This window comes from Rhizobium sp. TH135 (genome assembly GCF_002855515.1).
Taxonomy (GTDB): Bacteria; Pseudomonadota; Alphaproteobacteria; order Rhizobiales; family Rhizobiaceae; genus Allorhizobium.
In genome coordinates this window covers 40,904-51,612 of record NZ_PKRP01000004.1, presented here as the reverse complement: position 1 = coordinate 51,612, position 10,709 = coordinate 40,904, and the positions used below count along the sequence as shown (strand labels likewise).

Genomic DNA, 10,709 nt, shown 5'->3' with positions numbered 1-10,709 from the left:
TATGCCGAAGTTTGCCGCCAACCTGTCGATGATGTTCAACGAGGTTCCCTTCCTCGACCGTTTCGCGGCCGCAGCCGACTGCGGCTTCACGGCCGTCGAATATCTCTTCCCTTACGAGCACCCGGCCGAACTCGTCGCGGAACGCCTGCAGGCGGCAGGCTTGGCCCAGGCGCTGTTCAACATGCCACCCGGCGATTGGGCGGCAGGCGAGCGGGGCATGGCAGCCATCCCCGGCCGCGAGGCGGACTTCGCAGCAGCGCTCGACACGGCAATCGCCTATGCCAAGGTCATCGGCACGCCGCTCCTACATATGATGGCAGGCCTAGCGCCAGCAGCGGATCCGCAAGCCATCGCGACCTATCGCAATAACTTGAAGCGCGCCGCCGACCGCACGGGGGAGGCAGCCATCGGCCTCGTCATCGAACCGATCAACGGTCGCGACATGCCGGGCTATTTCCTCAACGACTTCGACCGCGCGGCCGACTTCATCGCCGAAATGGATGCGGCCCATGTGAAGCTGCAGTTCGACGTCTACCACCGGCAGATTCTGCATGGGGACGTGATCATGGCACTTCGACAGATGGCACCGGTCATCGGCCATATCCAGATCGCCTCGGTGCCCGAACGCCATGAACCACTCACCGGCGAACTTGATGACCTCAGGATCTTCGCTGAGATCGATGCGATCGGCTACCAGGGCTATGTCGGCTGCGAATATCGTCCGGCTGCCGGCACCCGTGAGGGGCTGGGTTGGATGAGTAGGCTTTAACCTCGCGGGGGACGTGGGTGCTATGCGTTACACGGACTGGTTCGAGATCATTGATCCGGCGTTCAGATCGCTGATCCTGCCGAATGTGCATGTTGACCTGCTCTACACAGGCGGGCGGTGGCTCGAGGGACCTGTCTACGTGCCGGCAGCACGCCATTTGTTGTTTTCGGACATCCCGAACAACAGGGTGATGCGATACGACGAGGTCAACGACACCGTCGCAACCTTCGAAGCCCCGTCGAATTTTGCCAACGGCCACACGCTTGATCGCGAAGGACGCGTGATCTCCTGCGAGCACCTCACTCGACGTGTGACCCGCCGGGAGCACGATGGCAGGCTTACAATTCTTGCTGAGAGGTTCGAAGGAAAGCGGCTGAATTCGCCGAACGACGTGATTGCCGACACCGAAGGCAATATCTGGTTCACCGATCCAAGCTATGGCATCTCCACCCCGTATGAGGGGTCGCTGGCGGAAAGCGAAATCGGCAGCCGAAACGTCTATCGGCTCACACCAAGCGGTCAGCTTGAGGCGGTGATCACCGATCTGCAGCAGCCGAATGGCCTTGCCTTGTCGGGTGATGAAGAGACCCTCTACGTGGTCGACAGCGGTGTTCAGCCAGCTAAGCTCATGGCCTATACATTGGATACGTCGGCGAAACCGTCCTCAGGCCGTGTGTTCTCCGAGTGCCCGAACGGCATGTATGATGGCCTTAGAATTGACGACGCGGGACATGTTTGGACGAGTGCCGGCGATGGCGTCCATTGCCTTGGGCCTGATGGGAAGCTCCTCGGCAAGATCCTGATCCCCGAGACCGTGAGCAATGTCTGCTTTGGAGGACCCGAGAAAAACCGCCTCTACATCACGGCAACGCGTTCGTTGTTTGCGGTCTATCTCAATGTGAGAGGTTAGCTTGGAGAGTTGAACGAGCGTCCGAAACACAAAAAGCTCCTCGTTTTTTTTGCGAGGAGCTTTGCATTTCATTGCGGATGTCAGTGGTTGCGGGGGCCTGATTACACTGAGACTTGCATAAAGATCGCGCCGACAGCCCTGACACCGAGCAGTTATGAGCCGATATGATTTTCCGCGTCATCGCGAGTTTGCCCCGAAACCTTGCGGAAAATCGGAGCGATTGATAGCGAAGACTCAAGAGGATCGTGAAAGCGTTATGACATTTCGCTGGGTGTGGCACGTGTTACGCTTGACCCATCGCCGCTGAACAAATGCTCGCAACGCTTTGACGCTCGGCTTACCTCTTCCATAGCTCGCTGACATTCTGCCACCGCTTCGAGGATACGGCGCTCGACCAATTTGTGGCATTACACATCAAGCGAGGTTGTAAGCCCGCCCATATATTCGTTACCCTCCAGCCCAGCCTTGGCTTTCGTGGCCACCCACGGACAGCCTACCAACTTCTTTCAGCAGAGATCCAGCTGCCTTCTGCCGGAGGGAGATGGACCCGACCCACGTTTGAAGATTTACTCAATGATCTTCAGCTTTTGCTCGGTTGTTTGCCGTCTACAGCGGCTATCACCCGTAAGCAATCCGACGTGTCGACACTGGTTAAACATAAGGCCGTACCTGAGCCTTTCTGCTCAGGCCGACCGTCCGGTCGAAATTGGGGGCAGATCACGTGGCAACAAGTGCTCCAGGAGTCCCAAGTAAAAGACCCCATCTAATTCCTCAAGTTCCGGGTCTCGAAAAACCGTAAGCCCGTCACAAGTGTCACCCAGATCATAAAACAGAATGTGGCTGTATCCGCGAACTGCAGCGTGGTTCATGGCTTCATACAGATCCGCGAAAGGTTCACCGGGTTCTGCACGCACCTCGTCATCGACGTGGAAAAACCAACCCTTGTCTTGGAAAGGACCTCCAACGAAAGGCCACTGGATACAGTCCGTAATACTCAGATAAAGCATCGTCTCATAATTTAGATGAGACGAACTTAAAATTAACAAGCTATCCTGCTGCAAAGTGTTTTCCCAAACGCGGTCATAAACAGGATCGGGCTAGAATCTGTCCACGTCAATGGCCGATAAGGACCCTCGTGCTTCGTCCAATTGATAAGCGAGTAACCGGCACGGTGCTATGGCGGCGACTCTTGGGCTGCCGAGGGCTGCCTCCTCTTTTTTGCGATAAGCAAAATTATGGAACATACATTTTGTGGTGAGAACGTTTTTCTCGAGCTACGACTGGTAGCCGGCGTCAGTGGTGCGGGTCGTAGTAGGGCTTCTTCGGTTTCGGATAGATGGGCAAATGCGGCAGCTGCACGTGCTCAGGTTGCTCGATGGCGAACATGAAGGCGCGGGCAACGTCCTCGGGACGCAGGGCATCGGGCTTCTCGAAGTCGAAGAATGGCGTGTCCGTCATGCCAGGGTGTAGGCAAGTGACCCGCCCACCCGCATCGCCCAACTCAGCGCCGAGGTTATCCGCATAGCCGCGGATGAACCACTTGGTGGCTGAATAAACCGACCCCCAAACGGCGCCCTGCGCGGCTAGCGAGCCGATCAGCACCAGATGTCCTTTCGTGGCCCGCAGGTGGGGTAGCGCGAACTTTGCCGTGTAGGTGACCGCGAGGCAATTTACCTCGATCATCTCGCGGAAACTCTCAACGGAGCCCGCCTCGGTGCCACGGGCCGAGGCCCCCAGACCTGCATTGGGCACCACCACGTCAAGACGGCCAAAGTGTGCAACGGCCTCTTCTATCATGCGCGCCTGCGCGGCGGGATCAGTGACGTCGGTGGGCAGAGCAATGGCGTTTTCCGCGCCGAATTCATTAACTAGCGCCTCGAGCTTATTGGCAGTACGCGCCGCCAGCGCCACCCGGTGGCCGGCCTTTACCGCGAAGCGGGCGCAGATTTCCCCGATGCCGGAGGAGGCGCCGGTGATGAGAATGACTTTGGACATGGGTTCTCCTTTGGAATTGAGATCGGAAGACGCGGTGCCACCATGGCGAGCGACTCCAGCTGGTTTGTTTCAGATCGGTCAGCACCTATCTGCGGTCCCGTCTATAGAAACCGGGTTAAGGGGTCTCCCGCGCTAAATGCATAACGATGCGGCGCATCCAAGCAGCAGGCCGTTGTCTATACGATGCGCGACAGGCTGAGGCCGTTTGACAGCGAGAGTCGTTGCAATCGGATTTCCTGCCGGCATATCTTAAGGTTGCGACCCGGGCGTGCATATCGCCCGGGTCCGGTTCTCACCAGTTGCCGTTGTTCGGCATCGACGCCCAGGGCTCGGCCGGGGCGAGGTGTTCGCCCTCCTGCAAGAGTTCCAGCGAGATGCCGTCTGGGGTGCGCACAAAGGCCATGTGGCCATCCCGAGGGGGGCGGTTGATGATCACTCCCGCAGCCATCAGGCGGGCGCAAGTCGCGTAGATGTCCTGCACGCGGAAGGCCAAGTGGCCAAAGTTCCGCCCGCCGGAATAGGGCTCAGGATCCCAGTTCCAGGTCAGCTCCACCTCGGGCGCGCGGCGCGCCAGAGCTGCCTCGCGGTCCTCATCGGCGGCAAGGAAGATCAGGGTGAAGCGCCCCTTTTCGTTCTCGATCCGTCGGGTCTCCGTGAGGCCGATCAGGTTGAAAAACCGGATCGTCGCCTCGGGTTCGGTCACCCGGATCATGGTGTGCAGATAGCGCGTCATGCGGCGTCCCGGGCTGCGAGCGCTTCCATCACCAGCTTCGCCAGCGGTTCGGCCGAAGCGGGGTTCTGCCCGGTGACGAGGTTGCCGTCGCGCAGGGCGAAGGGCTTGAAGTCGGGGCCGGACTCATGCCGCGCGCCCAATTCCTTCAGGCGGGTTTCCAGAAGGAAGGGCACGGCCTTGTCCAGCCCGGCCGCGCGCTCTTCGCTATCGGTGAAAGCAGCCACCCGACGGCCCGCGACCACCGGCGTACCGTCGGCCTTGCGAGCCCCCACAAGCCCCGCCGGACCGTGGCAGACTGCAGCAACCACCTTGCCAGCCGCGTCGAAGTCGGCCACCAGGCGAGCGAGCGCCGCGTTCTGGGGGTAGTCGAACATCGTCCCGTGGCCACCGGGCAGCAGGATCGCGTCATAGGCCGAGGCATCCAGCGTGTCGAACTTCGGGGTCTCAGCAATGAGGCGCTGGAATGTCGCGTCCTTCAGGGCACGTTCGACCGAGGCATCGTTCTCGCCGGCGGGCTTCATGCTGCGCGGATCGACCGGGATCTTCCCGCCTGCAATCGAGGCCAGCGTCAGATCGGCCCCTGCATCGACGAAGGCGTACCAAGGGGTGGTCAGCTCTTCCAGCCACAGGCCGGTGGGATCGTCGCTGGTGCCCATCGTGGCGGCCGAGGTGGTAATGATCAGGATCTTGGGGTTCATTTTGGTCTCCGTCCTTGGTGATGGACCCTAGATAGACCCCTTTTCTCATCGCGACATCTTTCGCATTTTGGTATCATCCATCAGAAATTTTATACTATCCTTTCGGAGCCCTCATGTCCCTCGTCCATCTGCGCACCTTCGTCGAGGTGCACCGGCGCGGATCGATCAGCGAGGCCGCGCGGCTGCTCGGCCTCACGCAACCCGCCGTTTCAGGCCATATCGCAGCCCTAGAGGCGCAGCTGGGCCGCCCTTTGTTCCAACGCCATGCCCGCGGGGTCGTGCCGACCGCGGTTGCTGACGACCTCGCGGCCAGTCTGGGCCAGTCTCTGGACCGTGCCGAGGCCGCGCTGGCCACAGTCAAGGCGCGGTCGGCCAAGTTGTCGGGCGTGGTGCATCTGGCGGGCCCGGCCGAATACCTGAGCGCCCGGATTGCTCCGGTCTTGCCACGGCTAACAGAGGCAGGGCTGGAGGTGCGCATCCAGACGGGCAACAAGAAGAGCCTTTACGAACTTCTGCTGTCCGACGCTGTCGATCTGGCAGTTACCGCCTCCTCACCCGAAGACCCGCGCCTTGACAGCCACCTCATCGGAACCGAGACGCTTGTCGCCGTGACACTTCCGTCCATGGCGGACGACGGCATTGATGCACCCTTCGTCTCATACGATCTTGATCTTCCACTCATCCGCACCTGGCTTGCCGCAAACGGACTGTCGTTGGACGGACGGCGTCCGGTGGCGTCTGTCCCCGACCTCCGCGTTTTGCGATCACTCGTCCTGTCGGGCGCAGGCTGGACGGTGCTTCCCGACTATCTGTGCCAAGGCGACATTCAGGCGGACCTGCTAGCTGAAATTCCAGCCCCCACCGAGCGTCCTGGCAATGGTCTGCGCCTAGTTTGGGCCAGAGGTGCCTTGCGACACCCTCGGATAGCCTATGCACGCGCTCTCCTGCTGGATGCGCTGGATACCCCCCGACTGAAATCCGCCGGGACTGTCTAGGGGGCCAACCCGGCAAGGGGCAATTGTCGGAAACTAGCGAGGTTCCATGTTAGTCCCGTTGCCACCGCCAGCAAACGCCACGGAGATCGAACTCCCTCAAAGGGGTCGGATCCATGGCTGTACAGCGGTTTTGCTTGACCAGCGGATTGGAACCAAATTGGGAACTGCGTTCTCCCGAAACGCATCAAACTCGGCGCTTGAGGTGCGGTTGGCCAAGCTGTCAGGGCCTTGGCAGGCAACTGTCGATCTTGGAGAAATGCGGCACCATTGATGGTGCGATCGTACAGATACAGCTGACGGGACGGCGTGTCGACCGCGGAGAACTTTTCGGTGCACCGAAGAACGCGACAGCCGTCTGGGATTCTTTCTCCGTCAAGCCCTTGTGGGTCTACAAGACCATTGGCTTAGCGATTTCCGTCGAAAAGAACGGAGGTAGTAACGCCCCAAAGGTCCCTCCAGCGCGATAACTCAACACTTCTGAACTCAACGGCCAGCTATGCCGGGCCACCCGGGCGATGAGAACTCCGCACCTTGTTGCTTCACCCTGTCAGCGAGCGCTCCGGACCGCGGCGGTCCGGAGCTCAATACGCGTCACGCCGCCCGAGCTGCCGACAGATTGATCTGGAGCATTTCGGCGATGCCCAAATTCGCGAAGATACCTGTCGTAACCTCTGCCTGCAAGTCGTTCATCGGGCGTATGGCATCCGCCATACCGATGCGATCGACTTCGGTACGGAACGATCGCTCCCCAGGCTTCGTGTTAACAACGGCAGCGAGCGCTTCTGCCACGAGCCGCGGATGCTGCTGCGGGTTCGCAGTGAGGAAACCCTCGAAATGCTCGAGGCTCTCCCGCGGTGCCGCTGCCATCGCACCGTACCCAGTGTCACGGTCAGGGTTCGAGGGCAGCATCAGATTGCCGATGAAGCCTGTCGGGAAGCCGCCCGGTTCGATCAATGCCACGTCCACCCCGAACCGGCTGAGCTCGGCACGGTAGTTCTCAGACAAAGCCTCGAGCGCCCACTTCGTCGCGTTGTACGGTCCATAGAAAGGCAGTGCGACACGTCCCAAGAGGCTGGATACGTTGAGGATTAGTCCCGTGCCCCGTTCCCGCATCTCAGGCAGCACCGCACGGATCATGCGCTGGACCCCGAAGAGATTGATCTCGAACAGGCGGCGGAAATCCGCGGCAGAGAAGTTCTCCTGTAACCCGTGTGCGCCGACACCCGCATTGTTGATGAGGACGTCGATCTGTTCCAGTCGCTCCGTTGCAGCTGCGACGCCCACCGCAACCGAGGCGTCGTTGGTCACGTCGATCTCGACGATCTCCACACCACTCGCCCTCAAAGCTGCCGCCGCCTGGGCATTTCGCCCGTCCACATCACGCATCGATCCTGCGACCCGGTGCCCCGACTTAAGCAGTTCGGAAATGATGAGCTGGCCGAACCCACTGTTCGCGCCGGTGATAAGAATGTTCATGAGCTCGTTTCTCCTGCATTGCGCCGACAGGGCGCGGTGACGAAGCTAGAGTTAAATCCGCTTCACAAATCAGAACAGATAGGCGATACTGAACATATGGTTGCAGATTTTGGAACCTTAAGTCTGTCCGCGCTGCGGAGCTTCCACACCGTCGCCCGCCTCGGTGGGATCAGTGCTGCGGCTGATCAACTCGGCATGGCGAAGTCAGGCGTGAGCCGCCACGTCAGCCAACTTGAGGATCACTTCGGTGTGCGCCTCGTGGAGAGGAGTGCCCGTTCTTTGCGCCTGACGCCGGTGGGGCGGAGACTTGATGATCGCATTAGGTCCATTCTCGCGGAAATCGGTCTTCTGGAGGAAACCGTGAGGGAAGAACGCGTCACCATTTCCGGACAGGTGACGATTGCCGCTACGCCTGAGTTCGGTTCTCTGGTAGCAACGCGACTCTTCCCCGAACTCAGGCGTCGCCATCCCGAACTCAACCTCGTGATGCGCGTAGACTACGCCTTCGAGGACATGCAGGACCCCGGTACCGACTTCGCCATTCGTGTGGGCAGCATCGATGACGACAGGCTGGTGGCCCGCCGTATGGGGAGCTTCGCGCGATGGCTGGTGGCTGCGCCGAGCCTTGCAGAAACGTTGAATCTAGAGCAGCCGGCGGACCTCACCGGTACTCCCTGCCTCACTTTCCGCGGTGATCGACCGGGTGCAACGTGGCGCTTCGTGTCGGGTGACCTGCAGGCGGCCGTAGAGGTGAACGGACCCATCGCCGTGCGGAGCTTCGGCATCCTCCGGGAGCTCGCACGCAGCGGACAGGGTCTTGCCTTCATTCCGTCTTTCATGCTTGGCAACGACGTGCAGAGCGGAAAACTCGTGCGCTGCTTGCCTGATTGGACCTCCCCCGAGGCGCCGGTTTTCTTAGCATTCCGCCCTGGTATAAGAAAAGTTGCGCGCGTAGGTGCGGCACTCGACGTAGCAGAGGAGGTCTTGGCTGAATTGCTCGACCCATAGTACAGAGTCAGATGGGGCGTCACAATTTGCGCAGCTCGCGCTCAAGTCGGCCCAAATTCTCGGTATCGAGATGTTCCCAGTAGGACCCCTCCTTGCGGGCAATATGACGGACAAGGATGCTGACAGCGCGACTAAGGTCTCGTGCCCGGATGGCGTCCGCAATCTCGATGTGCTCCCGCATCGATTTTTCCATGTGATGCGGATCGGCGCCTAGACGATAGCGCAACGCGGCCATTTTGGCGCCAATCAAGGCGTATGCGCTGTTAAAATATTCATTGTCAGACGCGCCGATTATTGCATCGTGGAAGCTGGTATCGAGAGCCAAATAGTCCCGTGTGCGGCCTTCCGCCTGCGCCTTTTTCATGTGGGCAACAATACGGTCGAGTGTCTCTGAAAGCGAGCTTTCAGGGTTCTGCAGGGCAAGCTGAACTGCTGAAGGTTCGAGCGCAAACCGCAATTCGCACAGACGATTGAGCTCGCCTGGTTGAAGTTCGAAAACATAAGTTCCTGACTGCGGTTGGACAGTTACCAATCCCTGACGGCGTAGCAGCGCAATGGCCTCACGGACCGGGGTGGTTGAAACGCCAAGCTCGGCGGCAAGTGCGTTCTCTGAGAGCCGCTCGCCCGGCCTCACCCGACCATCGACAATCATGTCGCGAATTGACCGCATAACCTCGTCGACGAGCAGCGCCGGACGAGCAAGCCGGCCTCCCCCCTTGCGTCCTTCCTGACTCCCTTCAAGCCGACCGTCAGGCGATGATTTGGACACGGACATGCATACCCCCTTTACAGTAGTCGGAAAACTGCTACCTTAGCTTAAACTGCCGCCTAAGGTAGCAGTTAGGCGGACGAGATTGAAACGCCAATTCCTGGGAGGGGATATAGCATGAGAATAGCCGAAGTAAGCATCGCCGCAGCGATTGCTGCATTAACAATTGCGGCGGCGCCGACGGGCGCGGCATATGCCGACGACAAGGGTGTCGTACCAGTCGTGCGCTGGAACAGCGTTACCTATAAGGTTGATAACGCAGAAGCTGCCGCCAAATGGCAGGCAAGCCCGCTTTTCGGCAAGACACTGGTTCAGGGCCTGAAATTCGATTCGACTGGCACAATGTATGTGACCACGGCCCGCTGGGGCGGGTCCGACATGCCGGCGACGGTTTCCAAACTGCTCAAGAGAGGAGACAGCTATGAACTGGAAGCTTTCCCCTCGGAGGAACTGAACGCCGTTTCCAATGAAGCCGGCCTTAAGGCCGTGCTCGGCTTCGAAGTCGATGAGAACGACGTGATGTGGATGCTCGATCAGGGCCATATCGCAGGTGCGCCCTCCGGTCCAAAGGACGAGAAACTCGTGCTCTGGGACATCAAGGCCAATAAGGAAGTCCAGCGCCTCGAATTCGGACCCGAGGTTTCCGACAAGAAGTGCTCATTCCTCAACGACGTGGTTGTCGACAACGAATCTGGTTTTGCTTACATCTCCGACAGCGGCATCTTTGCCGACCCGCTCTGTGGCGGCCTGATCGTGTATGATAAGAAGGCCAATACCGCCCGCCGCGTTCTCAATGCCTCGAAATTCACGAATGACGAGGCCCAATTTAGTTTCGCCATCAACGGGCGGCAGGTGCTGAAGAATGGGCGTATGCGCACCGGTGCCGATGGCATCGCGCTTTCGGGTGACCGTAAGACGCTCTACTGGACGAATCTTACCGGCAACACACTCTATTCCCTGCCGACAGCACTGCTGCGTGACGTCAGCGTTTCCGAGTCCGAGTTGCAGGCGGCCGTGCGTGTCGAAGTGGTCTTGCCCTCGAACACGGACGGCCTTACGGCCGACAAGGCTGGCAATATCTATCTCACCGCCCTGCAGCTCAACGGCGTGCTCAAGTACGACACCAACACCCGTCGTCTCAGCCAAGTCGCCTATCATCCAGAAATGGTCTGGCCGGACACGCTCGCCTGGGCGCCCGACGGCAACCTGCATGTCATTTCCAACCACCTGCACGTGTGGGTCGATGGTGACATGAACTTCAAGGACCCCGAGGTGCCGAACTTCACCATCTGGCGCCTGCCGGTGAAAGCCGAACCGTACCTCAACTGATCGGGACCGTCACGGGATGTCGGTGAC

Annotated in this window: 11 protein-coding genes; 5 read left to right on the top strand and 6 right to left on the bottom strand. The window is 59.7% G+C overall.

Translation table 11 applies throughout. The features are described 5' to 3' along the window. Position 1 precedes the first annotated feature (1 nt). The gene (otnI, locus tag C0V73_RS12995) at positions 2-769 is read left to right on the top strand and encodes a 2-oxo-tetronate isomerase (RefSeq protein WP_102020432.1); all 768 of its coding nucleotides are present in this window, start codon (positions 2-4) and stop codon (positions 767-769) included. 22 nt (positions 770-791) lie between these two features. Continuing rightward, complete coding sequence (locus C0V73_RS12990) at positions 792-1,679, top strand: SMP-30/gluconolactonase/LRE family protein (RefSeq protein ID WP_102020431.1); 888 nt, start codon at positions 792-794, stop codon at positions 1,677-1,679. Between the two features lie 683 nt (positions 1,680-2,362). Here C0V73_RS12990 and C0V73_RS12985 read toward each other — a convergent pair. The 4 genes from C0V73_RS12985 to C0V73_RS12970 all read right to left on the bottom strand — a co-directional run bounded on the left by C0V73_RS12985 (position 2,363) and on the right by C0V73_RS12970 (position 5,105). Beyond that, positions 2,363-2,740 (bottom strand): hypothetical protein, encoded by a 378-nt coding sequence (locus C0V73_RS12985; RefSeq protein WP_143708342.1) that lies wholly within the window; start codon positions 2,738-2,740, stop codon positions 2,363-2,365. A gap of 232 nt (positions 2,741-2,972) precedes the next feature. Continuing rightward, complete coding sequence (locus tag C0V73_RS12980) at positions 2,973-3,674, bottom strand: SDR family oxidoreductase (RefSeq protein WP_102020429.1); 702 nt, start codon at positions 3,672-3,674, stop codon at positions 2,973-2,975. 292 nt (positions 3,675-3,966) lie between these two features. Then, positions 3,967-4,407, bottom strand: a complete 441-nt coding sequence (locus tag C0V73_RS12975) for a VOC family protein (RefSeq protein WP_102020428.1) — start codon at positions 4,405-4,407, stop codon at positions 3,967-3,969. Then, positions 4,404-5,105, bottom strand: a complete 702-nt coding sequence (locus C0V73_RS12970; protein WP_102020427.1) for a type 1 glutamine amidotransferase domain-containing protein — start codon at positions 5,103-5,105, stop codon at positions 4,404-4,406. The genes C0V73_RS12975 and C0V73_RS12970 overlap by 4 nt, the downstream gene beginning before the upstream one ends. 113 nt (positions 5,106-5,218) lie before the next feature. Between C0V73_RS12970 and C0V73_RS12965 the strand changes: the two genes are divergently transcribed. After that, positions 5,219-6,100, top strand: a complete 882-nt coding sequence (locus C0V73_RS12965; RefSeq protein ID WP_102020426.1) for a LysR family transcriptional regulator — start codon at positions 5,219-5,221, stop codon at positions 6,098-6,100. A 591-nt stretch (positions 6,101-6,691) separates the two neighbouring features. Here the strand turns inward: C0V73_RS12965 and C0V73_RS12960 are convergent. Further along, positions 6,692-7,576: an SDR family NAD(P)-dependent oxidoreductase gene (locus C0V73_RS12960; protein ID WP_102020425.1), complete on the bottom strand. Its 885-nt coding sequence runs from the start codon at positions 7,574-7,576 to the stop codon at positions 6,692-6,694. Positions 7,577-7,612: 36 nt separating this feature from the next. Here C0V73_RS12960 and C0V73_RS12955 point away from each other — a divergent pair, with 36 nt between their 5' ends. Then, a complete protein-coding gene (locus tag C0V73_RS12955) occupies positions 7,613-8,584 on the top strand; it encodes a LysR family transcriptional regulator (protein WP_143708341.1) in 972 nt (323 codons plus the stop codon). Between the two features lie 19 nt (positions 8,585-8,603). On the opposite strand, the gene C0V73_RS12950 is transcribed toward C0V73_RS12955, so the two are convergent. Then, positions 8,604-9,359 carry a GntR family transcriptional regulator gene (locus tag C0V73_RS12950; RefSeq protein ID WP_102020423.1) on the bottom strand — a complete coding sequence of 252 codons (756 nt, stop codon included), beginning with the start codon at positions 9,357-9,359 and terminating at the stop codon, positions 8,604-8,606. A gap of 111 nt (positions 9,360-9,470) precedes the next feature. Between C0V73_RS12950 and C0V73_RS12945 the strand changes: the two genes are divergently transcribed. Next, positions 9,471-10,682 carry an L-dopachrome tautomerase-related protein gene (locus tag C0V73_RS12945; RefSeq protein WP_102020422.1) on the top strand — a complete coding sequence of 404 codons (1,212 nt, stop codon included), beginning with the start codon at positions 9,471-9,473 and terminating at the stop codon, positions 10,680-10,682. Positions 10,683-10,709 lie beyond the last annotated feature (27 nt).

Coding starts and splice junctions, on each gene's coding strand:
- otnI (WP_102020432.1), top strand. CDS start 2: ATGCCGAAGTTTGCCGCCAACCTGTCGATGATGTTCAACGAGGTTCCC.
- C0V73_RS12990 (WP_102020431.1), top strand. CDS start 792: ATGCGTTACACGGACTGGTTCGAGATCATTGATCCGGCGTTCAGATCG.
- C0V73_RS12980 (WP_102020429.1), bottom strand. CDS start 3,674: ATGTCCAAAGTCATTCTCATCACCGGCGCCTCCTCCGGCATCGGGGAA.
- C0V73_RS12975 (WP_102020428.1), bottom strand. CDS start 4,407: ATGACGCGCTATCTGCACACCATGATCCGGGTGACCGAACCCGAGGCG.
- C0V73_RS12970 (WP_102020427.1), bottom strand. CDS start 5,105: ATGAACCCCAAGATCCTGATCATTACCACCTCGGCCGCCACGATGGGC.
- C0V73_RS12965 (WP_102020426.1), top strand. CDS start 5,219: ATGTCCCTCGTCCATCTGCGCACCTTCGTCGAGGTGCACCGGCGCGGA.
- C0V73_RS12960 (WP_102020425.1), bottom strand. CDS start 7,576: ATGAACATTCTTATCACCGGCGCGAACAGTGGGTTCGGCCAGCTCATC.
- C0V73_RS12950 (WP_102020423.1), bottom strand. CDS start 9,359: ATGTCCGTGTCCAAATCATCGCCTGACGGTCGGCTTGAAGGGAGTCAG.
- C0V73_RS12945 (WP_102020422.1), top strand. CDS start 9,471: ATGAGAATAGCCGAAGTAAGCATCGCCGCAGCGATTGCTGCATTAACA.